24 protein-coding genes are annotated in these 26,800 nt (G+C 37.4%); 13 read left to right on the top strand and 11 right to left on the bottom strand.

Translation table 11 applies throughout. The features are described 5' to 3' along the window. From NQ782_RS11290 to ybaK, 3 genes are all read right to left on the bottom strand, one after another. Positions 1-1,434, bottom strand: a complete 1,434-nt coding sequence (locus tag NQ782_RS11290; protein ID WP_057093139.1) for a lysine N(6)-hydroxylase/L-ornithine N(5)-oxygenase family protein — start codon at positions 1,432-1,434, stop codon at positions 1-3. Beyond that, the gene (locus NQ782_RS11285; RefSeq protein WP_057093137.1) at positions 1,427-3,211 is read right to left on the bottom strand and encodes an IucA/IucC family siderophore biosynthesis protein; all 1,785 of its coding nucleotides are present in this window, start codon (positions 3,209-3,211) and stop codon (positions 1,427-1,429) included. Before NQ782_RS11285 ends, NQ782_RS11290 begins: the two co-directional genes overlap by 8 nt. 373 nt (positions 3,212-3,584) lie before the next feature. Then, a complete protein-coding gene (gene ybaK, locus NQ782_RS11280) occupies positions 3,585-4,049 on the bottom strand; it encodes a Cys-tRNA(Pro) deacylase (RefSeq protein ID WP_000186520.1) in 465 nt (154 codons plus the stop codon). A gap of 190 nt (positions 4,050-4,239) precedes the next feature. On the opposite strand from ybaK, the gene NQ782_RS11275 reads away from it, so the two are divergent. From NQ782_RS11275 to NQ782_RS11260, 4 genes are all read left to right on the top strand, one after another. Then, entirely contained in the window at positions 4,240-4,542 is a 303-nt protein-coding gene (locus tag NQ782_RS11275) for a hypothetical protein (RefSeq protein WP_057093134.1), read from the top strand. Between the two features lie 236 nt (positions 4,543-4,778). After that, positions 4,779-6,152 carry an AarF/ABC1/UbiB kinase family protein gene (locus tag NQ782_RS11270; RefSeq protein WP_267581201.1) on the top strand — a complete coding sequence of 458 codons (1,374 nt, stop codon included), beginning with the start codon at positions 4,779-4,781 and terminating at the stop codon, positions 6,150-6,152. Positions 6,153-6,381: 229 nt separating this feature from the next. After that, on the top strand, positions 6,382-7,665 hold the full coding sequence (locus NQ782_RS11265) for an acyl-CoA dehydrogenase family protein (protein WP_086230990.1): 1,284 nt from the start codon (positions 6,382-6,384) through the stop codon (positions 7,663-7,665). A 21-nt stretch (positions 7,666-7,686) separates the two neighbouring features. Continuing rightward, positions 7,687-8,892: an acyl-CoA dehydrogenase family protein gene (locus NQ782_RS11260; RefSeq protein WP_057093133.1), complete on the top strand. Its 1,206-nt coding sequence runs from the start codon at positions 7,687-7,689 to the stop codon at positions 8,890-8,892. Between the two features lie 119 nt (positions 8,893-9,011). On the opposite strand, the gene NQ782_RS11255 is transcribed toward NQ782_RS11260, so the two are convergent. Beyond that, entirely contained in the window at positions 9,012-10,235 is a 1,224-nt protein-coding gene (locus NQ782_RS11255) for an alkane 1-monooxygenase (RefSeq protein WP_032028389.1), read from the bottom strand. Between the two features lie 171 nt (positions 10,236-10,406). Here NQ782_RS11255 and NQ782_RS11250 point away from each other — a divergent pair, with 171 nt between their 5' ends. Continuing rightward, the gene (locus NQ782_RS11250) at positions 10,407-11,372 is read left to right on the top strand and encodes an AraC family transcriptional regulator (protein ID WP_000565267.1); all 966 of its coding nucleotides are present in this window, start codon (positions 10,407-10,409) and stop codon (positions 11,370-11,372) included. Positions 11,373-11,411: 39 nt separating this feature from the next. Here NQ782_RS11250 and NQ782_RS11245 read toward each other — a convergent pair whose 3' ends face one another. From NQ782_RS11245 to NQ782_RS11235, 3 genes are all read right to left on the bottom strand, one after another. Continuing rightward, positions 11,412-13,277 (bottom strand): SurA N-terminal domain-containing protein, encoded by a 1,866-nt coding sequence (locus NQ782_RS11245; RefSeq protein WP_057093704.1) that lies wholly within the window; start codon positions 13,275-13,277, stop codon positions 11,412-11,414. Between the two features lie 131 nt (positions 13,278-13,408). Continuing rightward, positions 13,409-13,681, bottom strand: coding sequence for an HU family DNA-binding protein (locus NQ782_RS11240; RefSeq protein WP_001043034.1), 273 nt, complete (start codon positions 13,679-13,681; stop codon positions 13,409-13,411). Positions 13,682-13,850: 169 nt separating this feature from the next. After that, entirely contained in the window at positions 13,851-14,306 is a 456-nt protein-coding gene (locus NQ782_RS11235; RefSeq protein WP_000368000.1) for a phasin family protein, read from the bottom strand. Positions 14,307-14,516: 210 nt separating this feature from the next. On the opposite strand from NQ782_RS11235, the gene NQ782_RS11230 reads away from it, so the two are divergent. The 8 genes from NQ782_RS11230 (at position 14,517) to fdx (ending at position 20,630) form a co-directional block, all read left to right on the top strand. Next, entirely contained in the window at positions 14,517-15,164 is a 648-nt protein-coding gene (locus tag NQ782_RS11230; protein ID WP_000005343.1) for a hypothetical protein, read from the top strand. 110 nt (positions 15,165-15,274) lie between these two features. Continuing rightward, positions 15,275-15,748 (top strand): Rrf2 family transcriptional regulator, encoded by a 474-nt coding sequence (locus tag NQ782_RS11225; protein WP_001241480.1) that lies wholly within the window; start codon positions 15,275-15,277, stop codon positions 15,746-15,748. A gap of 1 nt (position 15,749) precedes the next feature. Beyond that, entirely contained in the window at positions 15,750-16,967 is a 1,218-nt protein-coding gene (locus NQ782_RS11220) for an IscS subfamily cysteine desulfurase (protein ID WP_000828390.1), read from the top strand. Between the two features lie 66 nt (positions 16,968-17,033). Further along, positions 17,034-17,420 (top strand): Fe-S cluster assembly scaffold IscU, encoded by a 387-nt coding sequence (iscU, locus tag NQ782_RS11215; protein ID WP_000331712.1) that lies wholly within the window; start codon positions 17,034-17,036, stop codon positions 17,418-17,420. A 30-nt stretch (positions 17,421-17,450) separates the two neighbouring features. Next, positions 17,451-17,771, top strand: a complete 321-nt coding sequence (iscA, locus tag NQ782_RS11210) for an iron-sulfur cluster assembly protein IscA (protein ID WP_000581597.1) — start codon at positions 17,451-17,453, stop codon at positions 17,769-17,771. 85 nt (positions 17,772-17,856) lie between these two features. Continuing rightward, positions 17,857-18,375 (top strand): Fe-S protein assembly co-chaperone HscB, encoded by a 519-nt coding sequence (gene hscB / locus NQ782_RS11205; RefSeq protein WP_001015254.1) that lies wholly within the window; start codon positions 17,857-17,859, stop codon positions 18,373-18,375. 38 nt (positions 18,376-18,413) lie between these two features. Further along, positions 18,414-20,273, top strand: a complete 1,860-nt coding sequence (gene hscA / locus NQ782_RS11200; protein WP_001196570.1) for a Fe-S protein assembly chaperone HscA — start codon at positions 18,414-18,416, stop codon at positions 20,271-20,273. Between the two features lie 18 nt (positions 20,274-20,291). Beyond that, the gene (gene fdx / locus NQ782_RS11195; RefSeq protein ID WP_001137383.1) at positions 20,292-20,630 is read left to right on the top strand and encodes an ISC system 2Fe-2S type ferredoxin; all 339 of its coding nucleotides are present in this window, start codon (positions 20,292-20,294) and stop codon (positions 20,628-20,630) included. A gap of 48 nt (positions 20,631-20,678) precedes the next feature. On the opposite strand, the gene NQ782_RS11190 is transcribed toward fdx, so the two are convergent. The 4 genes from NQ782_RS11190 to NQ782_RS11175 form a co-directional block, all read right to left on the bottom strand. Beyond that, on the bottom strand, positions 20,679-22,148 hold the full coding sequence (locus NQ782_RS11190; protein WP_057093702.1) for an adenylate/guanylate cyclase domain-containing protein: 1,470 nt from the start codon (positions 22,146-22,148) through the stop codon (positions 20,679-20,681). 52 nt (positions 22,149-22,200) lie between these two features. Next, entirely contained in the window at positions 22,201-22,635 is a 435-nt protein-coding gene (locus tag NQ782_RS11185) for an HIT domain-containing protein (RefSeq protein ID WP_000492048.1), read from the bottom strand. A 200-nt stretch (positions 22,636-22,835) separates the two neighbouring features. Beyond that, entirely contained in the window at positions 22,836-26,297 is a 3,462-nt protein-coding gene (gene mfd / locus NQ782_RS11180; protein WP_057093701.1) for a transcription-repair coupling factor, read from the bottom strand. Positions 26,298-26,431: 134 nt separating this feature from the next. After that, positions 26,432-26,788, bottom strand: coding sequence for a hypothetical protein (locus tag NQ782_RS11175; protein WP_057093699.1), 357 nt, complete (start codon positions 26,786-26,788; stop codon positions 26,432-26,434). Positions 26,789-26,800 lie beyond the last annotated feature (12 nt).

The raw sequence follows: 26,800 nt of genomic DNA, 5'->3' as shown, positions 1-26,800 counted from the left end.
TTATTCAATATGCTCAGATAATTTACTTCGTGCATACGCTCCCAAAGCAGAATGACGCATTGGCCCTGATTTATTTAAGGGTCTTGAAAACTCGGTTATTTTTGAGGCTGCAATATTGCGAATAGAAACTTCTTCTTGCGCTGATGCATTCACTCCAAATTGTTGGAACGACTGAGAATGATCAAGTTTGAATAACTCTTCACCAACCAATTGATTTGCAATTGTGGCTGCCCTATATGCTCCTAAGCCTAAATCAGGCGTACCTACGCCGTGGTGATAAACTTCCATATTTTGAATAAATATAGATCCCTCACCTTGATAATTGACTTTAAAGTTTGAAGCCACCTGCCAATGGTCGGCCTGATCTCGTATGATCAAAGATTGTAAATTTTGTAGAAACTTAGGGTTTGGATAACGATAACCCGTAGCTGCAATAACACAATCAGCCTCCAGAATATAATTCTTATTTTGCTGACGGTGTTCAAAACACAACTTTGTTTTCTGGTTTTCTAAGAGCTCTGCATATTGCAGTTGATGATGTCCAGCCAACGTAACATCTGTAGGCATTCCACCGATACTACGATGATATAAACGCTCATAAATATCACGTATCGTTTTACTGCTAATACCTTTATATAAATTTGCTTGTTGCGCTGGTAACTCTGCCTTTAAACCTGATGGTAAATGGTAAAAGTAATGCATGTAATCCGGACTAAAATGTTCTAAACCGAATGGTGTATTTTCCATTGGAAAGAAACCAGCAGAACGGGTTAACCAATAAAGATGAAAGTCTGGTGTAGTTCGACCATTCATATACTGACGATCAAATAGATCTAAAAAAATCTCTGCTGCGGACTGTCCAGAACCAATTAAAACTACATTTCCTGATAACTTCTGGGAGCTGTACTGTAAATATTCTGATGAATGCAGGCAGGTTCCTGATTTTGAGTAAATCTGTTGTAGGCTTTCTGGTAAATGTGGAGTTGTACCCACTCCCAATACCAATTGTCGAGTACGATAATGTTGGTGGTGCCCATTACACACTACCTCTACATCAAATCCACCTATAATCGGTTTAATGTCCAGCACACGGCTACTAAACTCAATATGGTTAAGTTGTTCTACAACCCATTGACAATAATGGTTATATTCCTGACGCGGTATATACAAATTTTCTCTAAAATAGAATTTATATAAACGTTGATGGTGTTTTAAATAGTTTAAAAAACTAAAAGGGCTGGTTGGCTCAACCATACTAACCAAATCAGCCATAAAAGGAACTTGTAACATCGCATTGGGCAATTGCATACCAGCATGCCAGTCAAATTTCTCACGCTGATCAAAAAAGCGATATTGCAGCTCGCTTTTATCATGTAACAGACTAGCCAGACTTAAATTAAACGGCCCTAGCCCAATTCCAATAAAATCAAGCATAGCTCACATCCTTCTGTTCAACGTACAGTGGATTTGGTAGCTGCACATACACGGACTGATGTTCTAATGGAGCAATAAGCTCATCTAATTCATGTAAACGTGTAAGTAAATTGCCTTTATACGGTAAAGAATCGTTAAACAATAAACCCTGTAATAATGTACTATCTGGATATTGCTCTAATAATTGAAGTAAATTTTGTTGCAAATGGATTAACAGTTCATCTTCAGAGATATAGCCAGTTGCTCCAATTGCATTAATCAAACCAAATAAAGTGTTGCCAAAGAAATAATAACTAAAGCGTTCATCCACAAAATCTTTAGGACCAACCGCATGAGCTTTTTCTAGTAAATCTGGTAATGCTTCTACAATTTCAGTTGCAAACTCTTCAATATAATAAAAGCCTTGGTTGTCACGTAACCAGAGATTTTTCGGTAAACCATCTTCTAGCTCAAGTAATACATTTTGTTGATGCGATTCAAAAGCCATACCGTATTTATGATAAACATACATTAACGGAGCCAAGCCAATCTTCAAGAAATGATCAAACCAATCCAAAGCAATTTCTTTAAAATTCGTTTGTTGATTTTTCTGAGCAATTTGGTCAAATAAAGCATTAAAACGATTTAACTCTTTATTTGGATGGTCTTGACATAAAGATGCAATACAAGTGACTTGTTGCTGTACTGCAAATGGTTGATCACGGAAAATACAAATTGTCTCATTAATAATCTCGCCGTCTATTTGCAGGGCTATCCAGGCTGGATCATTAACTGCTTTCAATGTTGGGCATTGTTTTAATATTTTTTTACCTAAATCACTGTGCCATAAACGATAAGAAATTTCGCCACGATGACACTCTTTTGCCAAATTCACTCGAATTGAATTAGTGATCATGACTGATAGTGAAGTTTTAACCATCCAAGGGGCGTTAAAACTTGCTAAGGTCCGAATTGATGTAGTCGGTGAAAATTGCCATCCACGTAAACCGATATCAACTAACTGTCCTGTTTGTTTTAATTGCTCAAACCAAGGTTTACCTTGTAAATAACGAGCTTGCCAAGGATGTAGTGGCAATAATTTAAATTCAACATGAGTCTTTAACAGGTTTAAATCGCTTTCGGACAAATACCAACGGATTGCGTCTTTAACTTGATCTGAAATTGGCTGCTCAGTTGCACAACCTTCAGCAATATAATTCTGATGAACAAGCCAATAATGTAACTGAGTTTTTCCAGCATGTTCAGGTGAAAACTTCAACCAATCTTCATGAACAAAACCATTCCGGCTTTTAGGCGCTGGGTGCATACTATGACCCAAAATTAATACCTGTTCGCTTTCAATAAAATTCTGTCCAGCCTTTACTAAATCATCGAAATCATTGTGGCGTTGTTTTAAGAATTGTAGTAGCGCGTCCCGGCTTTGTATCCATTTCTCTAACAATGAAGCAGCATCTAATTTGAATTGAGATTCAATAACCAACTCTTCAAGTAAAAGACTAACAATGGTTCCTGCACTGATTTTTTGCCATTGACCATCAATACACATTTTCGGTAAAGCAGCGAGACGATGGCGTCCTACACGACTTACATAAGATAAAGGTACAGAACATTCTGCTTGTATAGAAGGAAGAGGAAGAGTTAACAGCGTCAAACCAGAGCTAAACGCTTGTTGAGTTGAACTTTGTTGGTCAAAAGAAAGTAAATATCCTTTGCCAGTCTCTTGCATATAAGCGTTGACGAAATTTTGTATCGCCAATCGGTTGGCAAGTTCTTGCATCTGACTACATCCTATTCAGAATCTTAAGCTTTTGTTTTAAAAAAATTTCTTTTTAACAATTTGTTAAAAACAACTGCTTAATCATATTTAGTTTATGATTTTTCTACTCAGCCAATGTAAGGCTAAGAATAGTATTAATGATAATTATTATCATTTCATTATTCAACATGCTGAATAATTTTTGTTTTTTTAATAACTTTTTGAAATTAAATATGTTTATTCTAAGAGTGATTACTTAATGTAAATTTCTTCACTAAATTTAACAATAGTATTAAATGATAATCTTCTCATTTACAATAGGTTTTCATTATAAAACCCGATTTGAGCCAACCCACTCCTGCTTAAATTAATAAGTAGCCACCTTTTCATAAATTTAATCAAGTACATCTACAAATTGCGCCGTTAATATTTGTGCTAAATCTTTAGGATTTACACCAATATCTAACCCTCTCTTACCGCCACTTACATAAATTTTGCTGAGCTCTTGTGCAGAGGCATCAATTACTGTCTTCAAACGTTTCTTTTGGCCTAAAGGACTAATTCCACCCACTAAGTACCCTGTTAACCGTTCGGCATCTTTAGGATTTGCCATCTGTAATTTTTTACACCCCACTGCCGTAGCTACTTTTTTTAAATTGAGTTGATGGTTAACTGGTATAACCGCAACAAAATAATTTTTCTCATCGGTAACCAGAAGTGTTTTAAACACCTCATTTACATTAAGGTTTAATTTTTCCGCAGCTTCTAAGCCAAAACTTTTAGCATTTGCGTCATGTTCATATTCATGGATAGAAAATTCGATTTTGTTACTTTTTAACAATCTACATGCAGGAGTCATAGGAGTTTAAATTTTAATGAAATGATATTGATTATATTTATTTTAAGAAAAGTTTAAAATTTGCTTAGGCTATTTACATCATTTACATGAAAAATCAAACCTACACCGAACAAAAAACAATCTAAACTTGATATTGAGTAGATGACTCCAATATATTTAGTTGAGATTTAAAGTCTGAACTGGCGAATTTATGAGTTACAAACACAATAATCTGATGGCAATGCGTCACCGTTTTTGGGATGAGTCTTCAGATCATGTATTAAATGAAAAGCAATTTTTACAGCAGACCTTAATCGAACAAGGCATTTTTAATAATGCGACTTTTGATGATGTTAAGTACTTTTTCTATACACTGCCTAGCATCGTTATTGTAAAGGCTTATGCGCTTGGTTTTATGCATGATTCCGTCAAGCAAATGGTTATTCAACATATTCAAGCTAATCGTATGCATTTAATGCAAAAGGCTGAATTGAAAATTCAGTTTAAAATGTAATTTTACGGTTAGCATCTGATACGACGTTTTATAGTGGTTTATTTTTCTGAGTGGTGGATATTTTAATTTTCTCTCTAACGCTTAGGCTATTTTTAGAAAATTAAAATCTAAAATGAGACTTTCAACTCACCATTCAGTCTGAGGGAACTATTTTAATACGTTCAAAACATGTAATATTCGTTACAATTTTAGATCACCAGCGTTTGGCTGCATGATGCGCATAGGATTCTATTTTCATGTCAAATCAGAACGATAAGCTTAAGAGTTTAAAAACTTCTTCCATGGATCGACGCTTATCAATCGCGAAAGCTTCTTTACTGGCAGGAACACGTTGGGCTACTGCAAGTGCCTCTTCCCTCTTTTCTAGTGAAGAAGAAAAAGAGAAGAAGCGTAAAAAGGCAATGAGCGAGCAAGCTAATTATCTTGTTTCTGAAATTGGCAAACTAAAAGGTTCTATTGTCAAGATTGGCCAAATGATGGCGCTTTATGGTGAACATTTTTTACCAGAAGAAATTACTCAAGCTTTAAATACCTTAAATAACCAAACTGTTGCTTTAGACTGGCCAGCAATTAAACCTCATTTACAAGAACAACTAGGTTCTAAGTTAAATGATCTAACAATTGACCATGAGCCTATTGGTACGGCTTCTCTGGCACAAGTTCATCGCGCAACACGTAAGTCAGACGGTTTAGAGTTAGTTTTAAAAATTCAATACCCTGGTGTTGCGAATGCAATTGACTCCGATATGAGCCTGTTTAAAAACATGCTTAAGCTTACACGTATGGTTCCTCAAACTCGTGAGTTTGATCAGTGGTTCGATGAAGTACGTGAAATGATGCATCGTGAAGTCAATTATCACGTAGAGGCAGCCACAACACGTCGCTTTGCTGAGCGTTTAAAAGATGATGAGCGCTATATCGTCCCTACAATTGTAGATAAATACTGTACCGATCAAGTCTTATGTATGACCTTTGAACGTGGCGTGCCTATCAATAGTCCAGTCATGCTTTCCCTTCCTCAAGAACGTCGCAATCAACTCGGTGAAGCTTCACTAGAGATTGCAGTTCGTGAGATTTTTGAATGGGGTGAAATGCAAACTGACCCTAACTTTGGTAACTACCTTGTTCGTTTAGGTAATGGCCAAGATATTCAGGATAAAATTGTACTATTAGACTTTGGTGCGATCCGTCAGTTCGATGAACATTTACTCTCAGTTGCGCGTAATCTTATACAAGCGGGTTATCAGCATGATAAACATGCGATGGTCCAAGCAATGACTGGATATGAGTTTTTCGATGCAATGCCTGAAAGTATTAAACCCGGCATGGCCGATGTGTTTTTACTTGCGACAGAAGCATTCAGTACGCCTGCAAATAATCCAGATATGCCAGCTGGCCTGATGGATGAACATGAACGTTATGACTGGAAAAAGAGCCAGTTACATAGTCGTGTTATGCAGCAAGCAAGCAAATCAATGGCGTCTCGATATTTCTCGGTTCCTCCAAAAGAATTTATGTTTATTAGCCGTAAGTTTATTGGCGCATATACATTTATGACTGTCATTGATGCCAAAACAAATGTACGACGTATGATTCGTAACTTTACTTAATATTATTAAGACTAGAATGATTCCGTGTCATTCTAGTCAATCCAATCAAAATAGTTCTTTTTAAAAATTTATTTTATTTTTTGAAATCAGAAACATAAACCAAAACCTATTTTGCTTTTACCATTTATCTACTCATTTTTTGAATGTCAGCAACGACATAGTTTTTTCTTATACAGCGTGTCAGCATAAAACAATAACAATGTGTTAGGACACCATAATCATGACAAATATGATCAATAAAGCCCAAGGGTTGGGTTTATCGCTGATCACAAAACTAGCTGGAAGCGATGTACTTGATCAACTCAAACTACGTAAATTTCTTGAAAGGTCTCTTTACCAAGGTTCAAAAGCTGGTTTTAGAGCATTAAGTCAGACTCAGAAAGCATTTAAACCTAAGCAAATTCCCCAACAACGCCTGCCTCAACAGAAGAAAAACCTATTTGATTTAAGCCTAACTGAAGAACAACAAATGACTTCAGAGGCAATGTCTCAATTTGCTCAAGAAGTTTTATTGGGATTAGCTCATGATGCTGATCAGACAGCTCAATTTCCAGAAAGCCTTTGGCAATATGTAGAAGATTTAGGATTAAACTATTACGCTCTTCCAGAAGCACTAGGTGGTGTCGCCGCTGAACAAAATATTGTAAGTAACTTATTGATTGCTGAAAAACTAGCTGAAGGTGATTTTAGTCTTACAGCAGGGCTCTTAAGTACGTTTAGTGTTATTAATGCCATTACACGTTGGGGTTCTACTGAAGTTCAGTCAATGTATTTACCTTGCTTTGCAGAAGACTCAGACATTACCGCCACTTTCGCTGTACAAGAAGCTACTCCAGCATTTAACCCTTATGTTTTAAAAACAAAAGCCTCTCTTGAAAATGATCAATATTTTATAGATGGTGAAAAAACCTTAGTCATTTTAGGAGATTTGGCTGATGTGTTCTTAGTGAGTGCTGACTTTAATGGCAAACCAGATGTATTTGTAGTGCAAGTGGGTGACACTATTTCCATTAAGAACACTCCAGCAATGGGTCTCAAAGCAACAGAGACAGCTACTTTAAAATTCAGCCATACCCCCGCTCTACGACTAGGTACAACAGATTTTGATTACATCGCCTTTTTAGATTTAGGCAACTTAATGTGGTGTGCAATGGCTGTAGGAACCTGTGAAGCAGTAAAAGCCTACTGTATTAAATATGCCAATGAGCGAACTGCTTTCGGAGAACCAATTTCACATCGTCAAAGTGTCGCATTCATGATTGCAGACATGGCAATTGAAATTGATGCTATGCGTATGCTGATTCTAAATGCGGTAAGTCTTGCCGAAGCAGGTAAACCGTTCCATCGTGAAGCATATTTAGCTCGCATTCTTTGCGCAGAAAAATCCATGAAAATAGGAACAGATGGCGTACAAATTTTAGGTGGTCATGGGTTTACAAAAGAACACCCTGTTGAACGTTGGTATCGTGATTTACGTGCAACCGCAATTTTACATTCTGGCCTACATGCTTAAGATCAATCAGAGGATATTTTCATGAATTTACAAAATCCAAAAAAATTCAAAATGATGATTGATCAGGCACATGATGTTGCGGTCAATGTATTACGCCCTATTTCCCGTAAATACGATAAAGCAGAACATGCTTATCCGAAAGAGCTGGATATGCTTGCTTCACTCATTGATGGCATGAATGAAGGTGGTGAAGGAATTAATGCAGGTGCTGCTGGTGCAGGAAAACGTGGTGAATCTGATAATGAAGGAGTCCGTAATGGAACCAACATGTCAACAGCGTTAGGCATCATTGAAATGTGTTATGGCGATACTGGACTATTACTGAGCATGCCACGTCAAGGTTTAGGAAACTCTGCAATTGCCGCGGTCGCAAATGATGAGCAACTAGAACGTTTTAAAGGTACTTGGGCAGCTATGGCCATTACCGAGCCAGGTTGCGGTTCTGATTCTGCTGCGATCCGTACTACGGCAACTAAAGATGGCAATGACTATATTTTAAATGGTGAAAAGATTTTCGTAACTTCTGGTGAACGTGCGGACTCCGTGGTTGTATGGGCTACACTTGACCGAAAACTTGGACGAGCAGCAATCAAGTCATTCGTAGTGCCTAAGGGTACACCCGGAATGAAGGTTGAACGACTTGAACATAAGTTAGGAATTAAAGCTTCTGATACAGCCGTTATTAGTTTTACTGACTGTCGGGTTCCAGCTGAAAACTTGCTCGGTAACCCTGAAATTGATGTTGCAAAAGGTTTTGCCGGTGTAATGGAAACCTTTGATAATACACGTCCATTAGTCGCAGCAATGGCAATTGGCTGTGCCAAGGCTTCTTTAGAGCGTATTAAAGAAATTTTTAATGACCAGTTAGACCCCAATTACTCGACTCCATATTTGCAAACATCCAACCTTGCTGCACAAATTTACCGAATGGAAGCCGAATGGGAAGCTGCACGGTTACTTATGCTGAAAGCCACCTGGATGGCCGACAACAAGAAACCAAACTCAAAAGAAGCTTCCATCGCTAAAGCAAAAGCAGGTCGTGTAGGCAATGAAATCACTTTGAAGTGTGTCGAGTTAGCAGCAAGTGTTGGCTATAACGAAGATGAACTACTTGAGAAGTGGGCACGTGATTCAAAAATTCTTGATATTTTTGAAGGTACTCAACAAATCCAGCAACTTATTATTGCTCGACGTGAGCTTGGAAAATCTTCAAGTGAACTAAAATAGAAATATTGCAAGGGAGTTTTTTAACTTCCTTGCTTTTTAGCACTATGATTTATCGGCAAAAATAAAACCCTCTAATCACATGATTAGAGGGTTCGGTATTTCAGGAATATATTTTTTAATTATTCAGCCTGTGTAGCTTCTAAGGACTTATCGACTACACCAAATTTTTTGAAGATTTTTGCACGACGTTTTGGTGAAATATTTGCTTTATTTAAATCCCCTTTGTAGTGATCAAATACACGCTTATCCATCATTTTAAACCACCATGAAGGAATCATGGCTGGTAGCAGCATACTTGCATAGCCACTTGGCAACTCTGGTGCTTCATCAAAATGACGTAACGTTTGGAATGGACGAGTTGGATAAGCATGATGATCTGAGTGACGCTGTAACTGATATAAGAATAAGTTGGTCACTACATTGTTATTATTCCAGCTATGCTCTGGCATTGTACGTTCATATTGACCATTTTCTTTTTTCTGACGCAATAAGCCATAATGTTCAATATAGTTAATAATTTCGAATAGACTAATCCCGTAAAATGCTTGTGTTGCTAAATAAGGAATCGTACCTTTACCAAAAATTCCTACCATAGAAGCATGGAAAGCAGCACTCATACCCCAGCCTTGCAGCAATTCGTTATCGAGTGACCAAAACTCTTTACCTTTACGTTTTAAACGATTTTTCTCAATTTCAATTGCTGATTTAAAAGAACCGATAACAGTACGTGGCCAAAATTCATAGAATGTTTCACCCATACGTGAAGATGCTGGATCTTCAGGAGTAGCTGCACGCTTATGATGGCCATATGGATGCTCAATACGGAAATGGTTGTAACCTGTAGGCACTAAAGCAAGATGGGATAAAATATGGTCTATACGATCATGTTTATGACTTAATTCATGGGCTGTATTAATCGCAATACCATTAAAGGCACCCATGGAAATACCAAGCAAAATTTTGTCAATAAATGAAGTATCTTTACGGCTTGTTAAATAACATGCATAAATATTTGCCGCATACTGTAATGGAATAAAACTTTTTACCAAACGCGAATAATATGGATCTTTCTCAAGAAGTTTAATTTCTTCATCGGTTGGATTACGCGCATCTTTACCAATAATTGTATCAATTGCAGGAATCACAACGTGTAATAAAAGTGGGCCACCTAAAGCAAATACTTTCTTTAATGGGCGTGGACCAAAATGGTATCCAGCTAAAATACCTAAACCAATTACAGGTAGAGCCGGACTAATCATCCATAAATAGCGCTTACGATCTATCTCACGCATAGACGCTGGCACTGGCATAAGTTCTTGCTGAACATTTACTGGGGCATTCATAGTCATATTTCCTTTTTCTATATATCTATATAGTTAAAGAAATACTATTTTCTTAACAGTTGTAACCGTCCAAAAAACCTATTTCAAAGTCTTTGGCATTTTCTTCCACTTTTTTGTCCTAAAAACACATGTTGATCTATTCTTATAGCTCACTATAATTTTATTAAAATAATGATTGATCACGTAAACATGGATGCACTAAGTAAATTTTTTGATGATATCCACTTAAATAAGTCTGAATATATTTATATAAAAGCACAAGGTGAATGGGCTTTTAAAACACAAGATCAATCTGCTTTACTGGCTTATATCGTTTTAACGGGTTCTGTATATATCCAATTAAATGTGTCAGAGAAAATAACAGCAAGAGCTGGAGATATTATTTTAATTCCTTCTGGAAAAGCGCATCATGCTACAGACTCAAAAGCTACTGCAAGTAAACTTGTAGATCCAGTCGATATTACTCCATTATTTAATGGACATCGCCACGATCCAATTGAGTTAGGCTCATCAACATCTGAAAATACCCTATTACTCTGCTTGCGCTGTCAAGTCGATACTTATATGGCAGGGCCACTTATTAATGCATTACCCTCTATTATGCATATTCAACATGAGAACCAGGCCACTCCTCCTGAATGGTTGCAAATAGGTCTCTACTTTTTAGCGGTCGAAACACAAAAAATCCAACCAGGCCATGACAAAATTATTGATCACTTAGTCAGTATTCTTTTAATAGAATGTATTCGTGATCATATTCAACAAATGTCAGATCAACAAAATTGGTTAGGTGCCCTCACACATCCTGAATTAAGTAATGCTTTATCCGCAATTCATAGTCAACCTGAAATAAGCTGGACTGTTGAATCATTAGCTGAACAATGCTGCATGTCACGATCTAAGTTTGCCAATCTTTTTAATAGTATTATTGGTGAACCACCTCTTACTTATTTACAGCATTATCGCTTCCGCTTAGCTAGCCAATATCTACGCACAAGTAATTTATCAATACAACAAATTTCAAATAAAGTGGGCTATTCTTCCGAAACCGCATTTAGTCAGGCATTTAAAAGAGTATTTGATTTATCACCTAAACAATATAGACAAAATTATATTGGTACTAATCTCGATGAATAATAAAAAAAGCGCCGAAGCGCTTTTTTTATTACATAAATTTTATTTGATTTTAGCGTGTGACTTTAAGTATTCGCTGTAATCTTCAAGTATCTGTTGACCACGAGATTGGCGGTAAAGCTGTTTTAATTGTTGCAACTGATCAGCAGGCATAGCGTTAACAGCAGCTGAATTTACATTAGAAACAGCCACAACCACTAACTCATTTGGTAAGTTCGCGGTAGTTACAGACCACATACCTGGTTTTGGCGCAGGAACACTAAATGCTGCACGCTCAATTGCACGTTTTAAACCTTGTGAACGAGTAAATACACCCGCTGATTCAAAAGCAACTTTATTTTTCGCGACAACTTGTTCAGCTGACTGAGTTTTGAATTCTGTCAGCATTGTAGCGATTTTCGCTTGAGCTGCTTTACGTGCTTTCTCATCAATTACTTTAGCTTTTACTTCATTCATTGCTTGGGCAAGTGGTTTAACACCAGCCGCATGATAGTCACGTACTTTAACCCAAACAGTATCTCCGTTCGCTAATTGAATATTAGATGAAGCATTACGATCGCCATTTTTCACATCATCATTAAACAATTTAATTTTTACGTTAGGATCACTTAAATATGGATTTTGAGTGGCTAAAGTTACACCATTTAATGATTCGATTTTTGTACCTTTAACCTGCTGTACAACAGCGTCTAAAGAATCATTACCAACAATCGTTTCATTCAAGCTATTTACGGTATCTGAATAAACAGATGCAACTTTATTCTTTTCAACTTCTGCAATTAAACGTGGTTTCTCAGCTTCAAATGAAGGAATTTGGTTCGCCTGAGCCTCCGCTTCAATAATATGATAGCCATATTGTGTTTTTACTGGCTGAGAAATTTGACCATTTTTCAAGCTTAAAACAGTTTTATCAAATGCATCAGAGAAAACACCAGGTGCATATGCTTCAACTAATCCACCTTTCGTTTTAGAAGTTGGATCTTCAGAGAACTGAGCTGCTGCTTGAGCAAATGAAAGTCCACCCTGAATTTTTGCATATACATCTTTAGCAAGTTTTTGAGCTGCCGCATCATCACGAGCGTCTGTCGTAATAAGGATATGTTTCACTATGCGTTTAGCATCTTTTTGCTGAGTTTCTACGAACTTTGCATAAGCTTGTTTAAGCTCGGCATCTGTGGCTGGAGCTGGCTTAGCCATTAAAGACGGAGATAAAACAACATAATCTACATCAACAGAAGCAGGCTGTTTAAACTCATTCTGATGTTTGTTGTAGTAATCAGTAGCCTCTTGGTTCGATGCAGTTAAACCAGCTTTATAAGGGTCTAACTTAATACTAGCCAAATGCAATGTACGCTGTTCAGTTTGCAAATTCGCAATTTGCATTAAATCAACTTTACTCACTAAAGAATAATCTGCAAAAGTTGAAGTCAACATTTTTAAAGCGTGATCTTGACGTAAGCTAGCAATTAAACCTTCGCTTGTCATACCAATCGAACGCAAATAATTTTCATATAATTTTTGTGAAAACTGGCCATTTTCTTGCAAACTTGGCTGCTGAGCTAACATTTGCTCGATTTGAGCATCGCTTAAAGAAATACCTAATTTTTCAGCTTGTTGAATGAGCAAATTACGGGATACCAATATATCAAGAGCTTTGGCTTGAATTACCGGTAAATTAAGTAAACTTTCATCACCCTTTACAGCAGCTAAATATTGTTCTTTATACCTTTGCGTTAAAGTTTCAAGGTCTTTTTTTGATATGTCCTGTCCATTTACAGTTTTTGCGACATCTGCCTTGTTTCCCCTATTAAAATATCCTTCAATACCTACAAGCGCTAAAGGGGTCAAAAACAAAACTAAAAGGACTTTGCCGAGCCAACCCTTAATGACTGTACGAAACGATTCCATAAGTATTCCAATATTTTATTTCGAGGAGAATTTTAACTGAAAAACCACAATGAATGAATGAGCAATATTGGTCAATTCAGATTTTTAATAAAAAACGCGCCTATATTGGCGCGTTTAATCATCTTAAAAGATTAAGCAACTGAATCTTTAAGACCTTTACCAGCTTTAAAGCTAGGTACTTTTGTTGCTTTAATTTGAAGCTCTTCACCAGTTTTAGGGTTACGACCAGTACGTGCAGCACGTTCTTTAACACTGAAAGTACCAAAACCAACTAAAGTTACTGTGTCACCTTTTTTAAGTGCTTCAGTAATTGACGCAATTGTCGCATCGAGTGCCTTGCCTGCATCAGTCTTAGATACTCCCCCTTTTTCAGCAATTGCATCGATTAATTCTGATTTATTCATGAATAAAACATCCTCTTAATATCGTTTGTTTAAGGTCCAAGGCTATAGTTTAAAAGGCCATGACGCCTTTATAGCAATGCTTTGGGGGAAAACGCAATACTAGAGCAGAGCTTTTAGCAAAAATAAATGCTAAAAAACTGTTATATATTTGCTAAATCCCTACATTTTTTTACTTTTCATTCAATTTTGCCTTCAATTTCTGATTTTCTTCAATTAAAGCATCTACCTTTATATGCAGTTGAACTAGGAGTTGTTCAATGTGCTGTAAATCCTTCGGAGTGACCAAGCCAATTCTATTTAAAGAGTGGTTTACACTCGTATCTAAAATTTTCTCGACCTTGTCTTTTGTATCAGAAACCGACTCTTTTGCTTTTTCGGTTACTTTACCAACAGTTGTATCTGCTAAATCACCTGTTTTGGATTCTAACTCTTCCCCTACTTTGACTAATGAGTCAAATAGTTTGTTCCCTTCTTCTTCGGCACGTGAAAAAGCACCCAAACCTGCCAACCAGATTTGTTTAGTATACTTTCTAAAATCTAATGCAGATTTTCTAGAACTTTTTGATTTTGATTTATTTTTTTCTCCTTGCTCTTCTGCTTGTGTTTCTATGTTTGCATTATCCATTGATCTAAGCTCCTGATCGGATGAGAGAGACGAAGTGTTATTTAACCACAAAATATTCTTATAATAACAAAGTCAAGACTTGATACATTTATGAAACTGTTCTACAAAACAATCATGTCATGTAAATATATTTAACAGGACATTGTGTTAAGTTTGAGATAGGATGTCTCATTCTCTCAATTAATCTCTAATATTTAAGGATATACTTTTATGAGTGAAACGCAACAAAGACAAAAACATCCACGTCTGTTGCTGAATATTGTTCTAATTATTTTAGAAACTTTTTTCTCATTTATTCTCACCCACGATGGTGTTCTTCGCTTGCAAGCGAAAAAGTTTATCGCCAATAAAATAACAATCCGTATTAATAGCTATTTGCCATTTTTCGATTTCTATGTGCAGTTTACGGAAAAAGGATTGCTATTTGATATTCACTCATATGACCGTCGGATTGATTTAGAAATTAATAGTACTCTCGTTGACCTTATCAAAATTTTTGTTTTTTCAAATCAACGTAGCCTGAATAACATGCGAATTGATGGGGATGCAGAGACTAAAAAAGAACTTATCGATTTAATTTCGCATCTCACTTTACCTAAGCTTCTAGCAGACTGGAAACAGTGGTTCAACGCACCAGATGATGAAGCCGAAGCCCTAGCCTCTCGCAAAAAAATTGCTCCATTACTTGAAAAAATCGACCAACAACGCTCAGAAATAAATTCGTTGCATGTCGAAATTAAACAGTATCAAAACCGAATTGCACGTTTACAACAGCGCCAACGGAACATTAACTTGTGCTTTGGTATAATTAGCCTAATATTTATTGTTTATTTCATATATAATTTGTGGGTAGCTTAACTTATTTTTTCTAATTTGATCCTGCACTTGAATTAAAAATAAAAAAACTTGACTATTTTAGTCGGGATTCATAAAATCCTATTATCTAGTCTTAACATGTGTATCGAATCATGCGCCTTACAACTCGCGGTCGCTACGCAGTGACTGCTCTACTTGATTTAGCTTTGCAGCCAACTGAACAAACGATCACGCTCGCCGAAATTGCCGCACGTCAATCTATTTCAGTTGCTTATTTAGAGCAGTTGTTCGCAAAACTTAAGCGTCATGGGTTAGTTTCTAGTGTTCGCGGTGCAAATGGTGGTTACCATTTGGCTCGAAACGCTGATGAAATTACTGTGTTAGAAATCATTGAAGCCGTAAATGAAACCGTTGATGCAACGCGTTGTGACCATAAAGGCAACTGCCAAAATGGTGCAATGTGTCTTACTCACGATTTATGGCAAGAACTCTCTCATCATATTGCCGACTATTTAGCTAAAATCACTCTTGCCAACCTCATTAGCCGAGACAACGTTCAAACTGTTGCATTACGCCAAAATGTAACTGGCACAGATTCAGCTCTTTTATCGGGTACAGGTATTTGATATGAAACGTCCAATTTATCTTGATTACGCAGCAACCACTCCAGTAGATCCGCAAGTTGCAGAACGTATGATGGAGTGTTTAACTTTCGACGGTACCTTTGGTAATGCTGCATCTCGTTCCCACGCTTATGGCTGGCAGGCAGAAGAAAAAGTTGAATATGCACGTGAGCAAGTCGCAAACTTAATTAAAGCTGACCCACGTGAAATCGTTTGGACTTCTGGTGCAACTGAATCAGACAACCTTGCTCTTAAAGGTGTTGCTCAATTCTATGCATCTAAAGGCAAACATATCATTACAAGTAAAATTGAACATAAAGCTGTTCTAGATCCTTGCCGTGAATTGGAAGAACAAGGTTTTGAAATCACTTATTTAGAGCCAGAACCACAAACAGGTTTAATTACTCCTGAAATGGTTAAGGCTGCCCTTCGCCCAGATACTATTCTTGTTTCTCTTATGATGGTAAACAATGAAATTGGTACAGTTACAGATGTAGCAGCGATCGGTGAATTAACACGTGCAAATAAAACGTTTTTCCATGTAGATGCAGCACAAGCAGCTGGTAAAGTCGATATCGACTTATCTACAATGAAAATTGACCTAATGAGTTTCTCTGCTCATAAAATTTATGGTCCAAAAGGTATCGGCGCATTATATGTACGTCGTAGCCCACGTGTTCGTCTAAAAGCACAAATTCATGGCGGTGGACATGAACGTGGTATGCGTTCTGGTACTTTAGCGACTCACCAAATTGTTGGTATGGGTGAAGCTTTTGAACTTGCAGGCAAAACAATGCATGCAGAACAAGAACGTATTCGTAAACTTCGTGACAAACTTTGGAACGGTTTACAAGACCTTGAACAAGTGTTCTTAAATGGCCACCCAACTCAAAACGTTGCTAACTATTTAAATGTCAGCTTCAACTTTGTTGAAGGTGAATCTTTAATGATGTCGCTTAAAGACGCTGCTGTATCAAGTGGTTCTGCTTGTACTTCTGCTACTTTAGAGCCTTCATATGTTCTTCGCGCATTAGGTTTATCTGATGAGCTAGCACACAGCTCAATTCGCTTTAGTTTTGGTAAATACACGACTGAAGAAGATATTGACCACGTGCTTACAATTACCAAAGCCGCTGTTGAGAAATTACGTGAACTTTCTCCGCTTTGGGATATGTACAAAGAAGGTATCGATCTTTCTACAGTTGAATGGGCAGAACACTAATTATTGAAATTAGTGTTTTAACCCTCATATTAATATTAGGCTGACCCCGAGGTTTGGAGAAGCGAAATGGCTTATAGCGAAAAGGTAATTGATCATTACGAAAATCCACGTAATGTTGGTGTTTTAGACAAAAACTCTGAGAATGTTGGTACAGGTATGGTGGGTGCACCTGCATGTGGCGACGTAATGCGTTTACAGATTCAAGTAAATGACAACGGTGTAATCGAAGAAGCACGTTTCAAGACTTATGGTTGCGGTTCTGCAATTGCATCAAGTTCACTTGTAACAGAATGGTTAAAAGGCAAGACACTTGATGAAGCTCAAGCAATCAAAAACATTGATATTGCAACTGAGCTAGCTCTTCCGCCAGTAAAAGTTCACTGTTCTGTATTAGCTGAAGATGCAATTAAAGCTGCGATTGAAGATTATCGTAGTAAAAAATCAAAAGCTTAATTTGTTACCATTATAAACGTTGGAGTTTTCATGATTCATTTAACTGAAAATGCTGCGACTCATATTAGCAATTACCTTAAAAATCGAGGTAAGGGTGAAGGCATTCGCGTTGGTGTGAAAACTTCTGGTTGTTCTGGGTTGGCTTATGTTCTCGAATTTGTAGATGATATCGATGAACATGATCAAATTTTCGAACAATTCGGCGTTAAGGTTTTTGTAGATCCTAAAAGCTTAGTTTACTTAGACGGCTTAGAAATGGACTATGTTAAAAATGGCCTTAATGAAGGGTTCGAATTTAACAATCCTAATAAAAAGGGTGAATGTGGTTGTGGTGAGTCATTCACTGTTTAATCCTCTCCTTTCCTTTTTCTCATTAAAACAGTGCCTTTTAACAGCACTGTTTTAATGTATTTAATTAATGTGGACCTCATTTCTAATGAATCATTTTGAGTTGTTCAATTTACCTGTGGCACTCGATATCGATTTGGCAAGCTTGAAATCAAATTTCTTAAGTTTGCAACAACAATATCATCCAGATAAAGCCGCAGATAAAGATCAAGCATTGATCAAATCAAGTGAAATCAATCAAGCTTTTAAAACGCTTTCTCAAGTTGATAGCCGCGCTGCTTATCTTTTAGCTCTTAAAAAGCAAGATCATCATCTTGATCAATCTATTAGTGATTTCGAATTTCTACAATCCGCTTTAGAACTTCGTGAACAACTTGATGAAGCGACATCATCTGAACATTTACGTACTTTAAGATTAGAAGTACAACAATGGATTGATGGTTTGGTCCGTGAATTCAAAATTGATTACAGTGAAGAAGATTGGGCAGAAGCACGCGATACCGTACGTAAGTTACGTTTCTTTCAACGTGTTTTAAACGATATTGATAAAGCAGAAGATCAACTGTTAGATGATGAAGACAGTTTTGATTTAGACGACGATTTTTAATTTTGCTTTCTCTACTTTATTTTCAAGGGATTTAACTCATGGCACTTTTGCAAATTGCTGAACCGGGTCAATCCAGTGCCCCACACCAACATCGCATTGCGATTGGTATTGACCTAGGAACAACACACTCATTAGTTGCGACAGTGTTATCAGGCAAACCTAAAGTACTCAATGATGTTCAAAATAGAAGATTACTTCCTTCTATCGTTCATTATGGGGACAATACAACTCATTATGGTGAAGAAGCTAAACCGTTTATCATTGCAGATCCAAAAAATACAATTGTTTCTGTTAAACGATTTATGGGCCGTTCAAAGGCAGATATTAAATTTCAACACCCTTATGAGTTAGTAGGCTCAGAAAATGAAATGCCTGCTTTTGAAACTCGTGCTGGACGCAAAACACCAGTAGAAATCTCAGCTGAAATTTTAAAACAATTAAAAGCTCGCGCTGAAGACAGCTTACAAAATCCTGTTAATGGAGCAGTAATTACCGTTCCTGCATATTTCGATGAAGCTCAGCGTCAAGCAACTCGCGATGCAGCTCAACTTGCCGGTTTAAATGTATTACGTTTATTAAATGAGCCTACAGCTGCCGCTGTAGCTTATGGATTAGATCAAGAAAGTAATTTAGCGACCGACCGTAATTATGTAATTTATGACTTGGGTGGCGGTACTTTTGACGTATCTATCTTACGTTTTTCACAAGGCGTATTTGAAGTTTTAGCGACTGGCGGTCACACTGCTTTAGGTGGTGATGACTTAGACCGTCTAATCGTAAAATGGGCTAAAAAACAACTTAATATTGATGTATTAAGTGATGAAGATTATGCCGTATTTATTGTGGCAGCACGTCAAGCTAAAGAACAATTATCAACTCAAGATTCAGTTGAATTAAAGTTACTCGAAGCAACTCTCACACTAGATCGCCCTACATTTGAAAGCATTATTCAAGTAGCATTAGACAAAACGATTAGTGTTTGTAAACGTGTACTGCGTGATGCAAAACTCGAGTTAACCGATATTCAAAATGTTGTTTTGGTAGGTGGTTCTACTCGCTCTTATGCTGTTCAAAAAGCAGTACGGGAAGTTTTTGCCCAAGAACCTCTTTGCACGATCAACCCAGATGAAGTGGTGGCAATTGGCGCTTCTATTACAGCCAACCAGTTAATCGGTAATAGCCAAGATGGTTCTCTTCTTTTAGATGTAACCCCTCTTTCTCTGGGTCTAGAGACAATGGGAGGACTCGTTGAGCGCCTGATATCTCGTAATACAGCGATTCCTGTTGCACGTCGCCAAGAGTTCACCACCTATCAAGATGGCCAAACTGCTATGTTAATTCATGTAGTTCAGGGCGAACGTGATTTAGTTGAACATTGCCGTTCATTAGGTAGATTTGTACTTCATGGCATTCCACCAATGACTGCAGGCCAAGCTCGTATTGAAGTCACTTTCCAAGTTGATGCAGATGGCTTACTCACCGTTTCTGCTCGTGAAGCAACTTCTGGCGTGCAAGCTCATATCGATATCAAACCATCTTATGGTTTATCTGAGGCAGATACGGAACGCTTATTAATTGAAGGTTTCCAACATGCCGAAGAGGACAAAAATCTTCGTCATTTAAAAGAAACTAAAGTTGAAGCAGAACGTGAGCTTGAGGCTCTTGAGCAAGCATTAAAAGTAGATGCAGATTTACTTGATGAAAAGCAGCTTGAAGCACTCAACTCTGCCAAGGGATCATTAAAAGCTCAGCTTGAAGGCAGTGATATCCAAGCGATTGAGCAAGCAGTTCAACAACTTAAAGTACATAGTGATGCTTTTGCAGCACTACGGATGAATCGACATATTGACCATGCCTTAAAAGGCACGAAGCTCGATGATTGGTCAAAATCAAATTAAAAGGTATAGGTGATCAATATGCCACGTATTAAAGTACTTCCTCACGCTCAATTTTGCCCAGAAGGAGCAGAATTTGAGGTTGAACAAAATGCAAATCTTTGCCAAAGTTTGCTCAACAAAGGAATCAAAATTGAACATGCTTGTGATATGTCTTGTGCATGTACAACTTGTCATGTGATCGTTCGTAAAGGCTTTGATAGCTTAGAAGAAATGAATGATGTTGAAGCCGATCTTCTAGACCGTGCTTGGGGGCTGGAACCTGACTCACGTCTTTCATGTCAGGTGAAAGTTGTAGATGAAGATCTTGAAATTGAGATTCCGAAATACACAATTAACCACGCTTCGGAAAATCACTAATAAATAATAAAAAAAGCTGCTTAGGCAGCTTTTTTTATTTATATAAATTTATACCTGATCTTGTTCTTCATCGATATTTATAGGCTTAACTTCATCCTCAAGTCTAAGCTGAGCAACACCTTGAGTATTAACCAAAGTTTGTTGAACTTTAATGCGCTGAATCATTTTTTCAAGCACTTCAACCAACTCAGGGTATTCGTAGTTTTGTACTTCTTCTAAATTTAAAACTAAATGGAAACCTTTATATTCATAATCAAACCATTGTTGATGATCTGATTTATTTCCTGTGTATTTTTCCATGACTTGCCATGTTTTTACTGCCCCTTGAATACCCTTTAAATAAATTGGGGTCTTAGGCGCACATAGAAAATCACTTTTGATCAATTGATAAGTATCATCAGAAATGAGTATTTCATCAATTTCAGCAGCATACTGTAAACGTGCCGCTAAATTTACGTCGCGACCTACAATCGTATAAGCCATACGATGGGTTGCACCATAATTCCCTACGTGGCAATAACCTGTACTAATACCCATACGGATATGTAAGGCCGAATATCCCATTTTCTTCCATCGTTCGCGCAGCAGCTTCATTTGCTGACGCATAGCAATTGCCATTTCTACACACGATTTGGCATCTTGCTCAACCCCTTGTGAATTCGGATCTCCAAAAAATATGAGAATCGCATCTCCCATAAATTTGTCGACCGTCGCTTCATATTGCTTTGCAATTTCAGTCATATGACTTAAATAATCGTTAAGCAAGAAAGCTAAGTCATCAGGAATTAAAGTTTCTGATAGTTCAGTAAATCCCTGAATATCAGAAAAGAATACGGTCATTTTTTTACGTTTATATTCGATTTTTGCTTCAGCTTCCCCACGCATAATCGACTGCCATAATTGTAATGGAGCATAGCGGCTTAACTGATTAGCAAAAGCAATATAACGTGTCATCTGGTCATAATAATGCTGACGTTGCTGACTAATTTTTTTAACCCAGCGGTGTTGGTAATAATTTCCAATAGTGATAAACATTACCAAACCAAGTAAGGTAATTACTGTTAATTCTTGGCTTGTGGCTTGGAAATATGGATGAAAACCAAATAGGAAAAATGTACTTAAATAAAAAATAATCGCACCAAGCAAACTCGTTAAACAAATAACTGCAAAGGAAATACGACTATTAATTGCTGAGTAAAACAATGCAAAAAGCGCAATAAATGTTGGAACGAGATTAAGGTGCACTCCTGCCAGAGTAACAGCCACTACAATCGCATCTATTGCAAAAAAAACACTTTTTTGAGTTTTCTTATCAAACTGGTACTGCAACCAGTGTTCTAGTTTAGAACTGACAAAAAGTAAAAAAAGAAAAAAAGGAGGAATATAGATTTGATAATTAGTATTCGGTGAGGTAAAGGCATAGATCACTAAAATTAATGACAGAATTGAATATCCCATCAAACGATGAAAATATGCAAACTGCTTAGGTTCCCGATCTATAAACCTCTCTAATTGCACCCTATCCTCCACATTTCAATGTTGCCACATTGATATGTGGCATTACATTGATTTAATCCATGCGCCAATCAAAAGGCATATCACCTTGGCCACGTAGAGCAAGCATAAGAGTCTGACGCATATGAGCTAAAACATCACTTGTATATGGCACAGCTGGTGTACCCCATACAGGTTTCGGCCAAGCTACATCATTTTGATAGCGGACAACATGATGGAAATGCAATTGAGGCACCATATTACCTAAAGCTGCTACATTCATTTTATCAGCACGGAAAACGCGAGATAACTGGCTAGATAACCAGCTTGATTCACGTAGAAACTGTTCTTGGTCAGCTTGACTCAATTCGTATAGTTCCGTGATTCCTGGTACGCGTGGTACTAAAATCAACCAAGGAAATTGCATATCATTCATTAAACGACATGTTGAAAGCGGGAAATCGCCTACAAAAAAAGTATCTTGAGCAAGTTGTGGATGCAAACTAAACATATCTTTTATAAATGACAATAAACAATAATGGCTAATACTATCACATCAGTTTTGATGTGAATATTATTAGTAGCCCGTTTGCTTACAAATAACAATGATTTTATGCACTTATTCATATCTCAAGGTATAAATAGTGCATAAAATCCGATTACATCAAAACAAATGTCCTAATTAGCTAGCGCTGGTTAGAAAAACAGGTCTCAGGCATGTAGTTCACTCATCAATTTTTGCAATAAATCATTGATAAATTGAATTCGTTTTTCATACTCTTCAAGCTGCACCATCACCTTCAAACGTTGTCCGCCTTCCATACGGTAATAGGTCGGATTTTTTTGCATTAACTGAATAATACTAATGGCTTGAACTGGCGTATCTGGTGAAAACTCAATATTTCCACCTTGAGTATTAATATCAATTTTCGTAATACCTAAATGTTCTGCTTTCAAACGGATTTGATGCACGCTAAACAAGTGCTTAACCGACTGCGGTGGAATACCGAAACGGTCAATAAGCTCCATACGGATGTTATCTAGTTTTTCCTGTGTATCGGTATTACTAATACGTTTATAGAATAATAGACGCTGATGAACATCACCTAGGTAATCATCTGGAATAAGTGCAGGAATATGTAAGTTAATTTCGGCAGTTAACGACAATGGAGCATCAAAATTCGGGGTTTTACCTTGTTGAATTGCTTTAGTCGCTTTCTCAAGCATTTCCATATACAAGCTATATCCTATCGCCTGCATTGAGCCACTTTGTTGCTCGCCTAACAATTCGCCTGCCCCACGAATTTCCAAATCTTCCGTAGCGAGCATAAAGCCTGCACCTAATGTCGAAGCACGTTGAATCGCATCAAGGCGTTTTTCGGCATCACCTTTTAAGTGTTTAATCGAAGGTACTAACAAATAGGCGTATGCTTGGTGATGCGAACGACCTACACGGCCACGTAACTGGTGTAATTGCGCTAAACCAAGTTTATCCGCACGTTCAATTAAAATTGTATTGGCATTTGGAACATCGATACCTGTCTCAATAATGGTTGAGCACACCAGCACATTATATTCTTTGTGATAGAACTGCTGCATAACTTGCTCAAGTTCGCGTTCACGCATTTGTCCATGTGCTACCGCTACACGTGCTTCGGGTACAAGCACACGAATATTTTCGGCAGCTCGCTCAATGGTCTCTACTTCATTATGTAAGAAATAAACTTGTCCACCACGAAGTAACTCACGCAAAATCGCTTCCTTGATTGAAGCATCTGTATGCTCTTGCACAAAGGTTTTTACTGCTAATCGACGGGCTGGCGGAGTGGCAATAATCGACAAATCACGCATCCCCGAAAAAGCCATATTAAGCGTACGAGGAATTGGCGTTGCTGTAAGTGTCAACATATCAACATCGGCACGTAAAGCTTTGATACGCTCCTTATCACGCACACCAAAGCGATGCTCCTCGTCTACAACCATTAAACCTAAATCTTTAAACTGAACATTCTCTTGTAGAAGCTTATGTGTACCTACCACAATGTCGACTTTACCATTTGCCAAGTCTTCAATATTTTTCAAATGTGTTTTGTTTGAACCAAAACGTGAGAGCACTTCAATACGTACTGGCCAATCAGCAAAACGGTCTTTAAAAGACTCATAATGTTGTTGAGCTAGTAAAGTCGTAGGAACTAAAACAGCAACCTGTTTGCCATTTTGTACCGCTACAAATGCTGCACGCATGGCCACCTCGGTTTTACCAAAACCCACATCACCACACACCAACCTATCCATTGGTTTTGCTTGCTGCATATCATAGAGTGTGGCTTCAATTGCATTAGCCTGATCAAGTGTTTCTTCATACGCAAAGCCACTCGCAAATTGCATATAGAGCGACTGGTCCAGTTCAAAAGCAAAGCCGGGTTTTGACTGACGACGTGCCTGAATATGTAAAAGCTCAGCTGCAACGTCATGAATTTGCTCTAATGCTTTACGCTTAGCTTTACTCCAAGCATCAGTTCCGATTTTATGTAACGGTGCTAAATCCGGGTCGCCACCACTATAACGGCTAATTAGATGCAAGTTCGTTACTGGAACATAGACTTTTGCATCTTCGGCATAATCTAGTTGTAAGAACTCATAGTCTTGTCCTTCAATCGCGAGTGTAATTAAACCAGCATAACGCCCCACACCATGATCGATATGTACAACAGGAGCACCAATACTTAGCTCAGTTAAGCTTCGAATCAAAAACTCTTCTGAAACTTCCTGTTGACGCTTGCGACGACGCTGTACAACTCGGTGCTCGTAAAGCTGATTTTCTGAAATAACCGTTAATTGATCAGTTAAAAGTAAACCACGATCTAAAGGCGCATTAGTAATAGCAATTGCGAACTGACTAATTTGGAATTGCTCAAAATTCTCTACATTTGGAATCTCACCTAAACTTGAACGCAACGCATCTTTTAAGCTTTCGCGACGTCCTGCACTTTCCGCAACCAATAGAACAGGATGATTTGCTTCATCAATATATTTTTTTACGGCACTAAATGGTTTTTCTTTTTTCGGATCGACTGGCAACTTGGGTGGTTGTTCAGTTTTAAGATTAAGTGCACCAGCTTTTTCTTCAATAGTTTCTGCGCTTACAAGCATTCGTGGAAACTGGTTTAAAGCACTTAACAAATGATTTGGAGAAATAAATAGCTCTTCTGGAGCAAGAATAGGTTGATCAATATTATGGCGCCGGTCTTCATAACGACGCATAACTTCTTTCCAGAAATTCGTTAAATCAGTGTCAATATCACTAGTTGTAATTACAATGCAATTCTTTGGTAAGTATGTTGTGAACATACTTTGTGACTGCATTTGTTCTTTATCAAAAAATAGCGGTAAATAAAATTCAATACCAGGCGATGCTATACCATCTAAAACGTCCTGATAAATTGGATTTTTCTTAGGATTGGCAGTAGGAAAAAACTCAGAATAACGGTCTCTAAAAACTGAACGTCCTTCTTTTAAAGGGAATTCTTTCGCGGGTAAAACCGTAAAACTTTTTAGTGTGGTTGTTGTTCTTTGAGTTTCAGGGTCAAAGAATTTTAAAGAATCAATTTCATCGTCAAATAAATCTATGCGGATTGGAGATTCTTGACCCGATGCAAAAATATCCATAATACTGCCGCGTACAGCAAACTCACCATGGTCATAAACTGTATCTACTAAGTGGTAGCCCGCCTGAACTAACCTTAATTTTTGTTGTTCTAAATCAAATTTTTGACCCACTTTTATATCAAAGTGTTCTCCCAATACCCATGAGTAAGGTGCAACCCGTTGAGCCAAGGTACTTGCTGAAATCAGTAATACGCCTTGCTGAGGCATATTAGATAAAATAGCAAGACGTTCTGACACAATATCTTGATGGGGAGATAAACGGTCATAAGGCAAAATTTCCCAATCCGGAAAAATTGTCGGCTTAACTCCATAAAACTCAAGTTCACTTTCTAATTGAGCAACATGTTGGTTGTTTCGAGCGACTAATAACAATAAAGAAGAATGCTGAGTGGCAATTTCTTTAAGCAATAAAGCTGCTGATGAACCTAATAATGACCCCACCCAACGCTTTTCACCGGCCTTGAGCTGTTGCAAATTCAATTGAGAGATTTCTTGTTGAAACATGTATATGGCTTTTATGAGCTAAAAAGATATGAGGTTAATAGTAGCATGATGTTTTTAGTGAATTGAGTTATTTTTCTGCAATCAAGCTACTACTTTGTGATACTTTTTTATAGTTCTTAAACAATCATTTGAAGTTATTTGTCTCGTAAAAACATCACATAATATTGGTTTAATACCTGTATGATTGCTTTAAGCTCAAGTAACTTTTCTTGTGTATTACCTAACCTTTCCACATATCGTTGCGTTGCAATCTCTAAATCAATCTTTTCATTAATTTGTGGTGTAATTTGAAATAGCTTAGGTAAGTTATCAAAATTCTGTAATTTACGATTTGAAAAATACTCAAGGTGCTCTGACCACTTTTCATTAATCACGACATCTTTAATAACCGGACCACGCTCTGAATCAAAACTGAGCTGATTCTCTTGTAAATAAATTTGTTCTGGTGTCTGTTTCGAACCTTGAAAAAGTTGGGTTAATTTTTTAAACATCTCATCACATCA

The organism is Acinetobacter sp. BD54, assembly GCF_044778325.1.
Taxonomy (GTDB): domain Bacteria; phylum Pseudomonadota; class Gammaproteobacteria; order Pseudomonadales; family Moraxellaceae; genus Acinetobacter; species Acinetobacter baumannii.
Note: the sequence above shows the minus strand (reverse complement) of the source record. Positions and strands in the feature narration are given on the sequence as shown.

Excerpts from the sequence above, each read along its gene's own strand:
- NQ782_RS11270 (WP_267581201.1), top strand. The coding sequence starts at position 4,779 with ATGTCAAATCAGAACGATAAGCTTAAGAGTTTAAAAACTTCTTCCATG.
- hscA (WP_001196570.1), top strand. The coding sequence starts at position 18,414 with ATGGCACTTTTGCAAATTGCTGAACCGGGTCAATCCAGTGCCCCACAC.
- NQ782_RS11260 (WP_057093133.1), top strand. The coding sequence starts at position 7,687 with ATGAATTTACAAAATCCAAAAAAATTCAAAATGATGATTGATCAGGCA.
- NQ782_RS11230 (WP_000005343.1), top strand. The coding sequence starts at position 14,517 with ATGAGTGAAACGCAACAAAGACAAAAACATCCACGTCTGTTGCTGAAT.
- iscU (WP_000331712.1), top strand. The coding sequence starts at position 17,034 with ATGGCTTATAGCGAAAAGGTAATTGATCATTACGAAAATCCACGTAAT.
- hscB (WP_001015254.1), top strand. The coding sequence starts at position 17,857 with ATGAATCATTTTGAGTTGTTCAATTTACCTGTGGCACTCGATATCGAT.
- NQ782_RS11290 (WP_057093139.1), bottom strand. The coding sequence starts at position 1,434 with ATGCTTGATTTTATTGGAATTGGGCTAGGGCCGTTTAATTTAAGTCTG.
- ybaK (WP_000186520.1), bottom strand. The coding sequence starts at position 4,049 with ATGACTCCTGCATGTAGATTGTTAAAAAGTAACAAAATCGAATTTTCT.
- NQ782_RS11225 (WP_001241480.1), top strand. The coding sequence starts at position 15,275 with ATGCGCCTTACAACTCGCGGTCGCTACGCAGTGACTGCTCTACTTGAT.
- iscA (WP_000581597.1), top strand. The coding sequence starts at position 17,451 with ATGATTCATTTAACTGAAAATGCTGCGACTCATATTAGCAATTACCTT.
- NQ782_RS11245 (WP_057093704.1), bottom strand. The coding sequence starts at position 13,277 with ATGGAATCGTTTCGTACAGTCATTAAGGGTTGGCTCGGCAAAGTCCTT.
- NQ782_RS11275 (WP_057093134.1), top strand. The coding sequence starts at position 4,240 with ATGAGTTACAAACACAATAATCTGATGGCAATGCGTCACCGTTTTTGG.
- mfd (WP_057093701.1), bottom strand. The coding sequence starts at position 26,297 with ATGTTTCAACAAGAAATCTCTCAATTGAATTTGCAACAGCTCAAGGCC.
- NQ782_RS11265 (WP_086230990.1), top strand. The coding sequence starts at position 6,382 with ATGATCAATAAAGCCCAAGGGTTGGGTTTATCGCTGATCACAAAACTA.
- fdx (WP_001137383.1), top strand. The coding sequence starts at position 20,292 with ATGCCACGTATTAAAGTACTTCCTCACGCTCAATTTTGCCCAGAAGGA.
- NQ782_RS11255 (WP_032028389.1), bottom strand. The coding sequence starts at position 10,235 with ATGAATGCCCCAGTAAATGTTCAGCAAGAACTTATGCCAGTGCCAGCG.
- NQ782_RS11185 (WP_000492048.1), bottom strand. The coding sequence starts at position 22,635 with ATGTTTAGTTTGCATCCACAACTTGCTCAAGATACTTTTTTTGTAGGC.
- NQ782_RS11240 (WP_001043034.1), bottom strand. The coding sequence starts at position 13,681 with ATGAATAAATCAGAATTAATCGATGCAATTGCTGAAAAAGGGGGAGTA.
- NQ782_RS11175 (WP_057093699.1), bottom strand. The coding sequence starts at position 26,788 with ATGTTTAAAAAATTAACCCAACTTTTTCAAGGTTCGAAACAGACACCA.
- NQ782_RS11250 (WP_000565267.1), top strand. The coding sequence starts at position 10,407 with ATGATTGATCACGTAAACATGGATGCACTAAGTAAATTTTTTGATGAT.
- NQ782_RS11220 (WP_000828390.1), top strand. The coding sequence starts at position 15,750 with ATGAAACGTCCAATTTATCTTGATTACGCAGCAACCACTCCAGTAGAT.
- NQ782_RS11235 (WP_000368000.1), bottom strand. The coding sequence starts at position 14,306 with ATGGATAATGCAAACATAGAAACACAAGCAGAAGAGCAAGGAGAAAAA.
- NQ782_RS11285 (WP_057093137.1), bottom strand. The coding sequence starts at position 3,211 with ATGCAAGAACTTGCCAACCGATTGGCGATACAAAATTTCGTCAACGCT.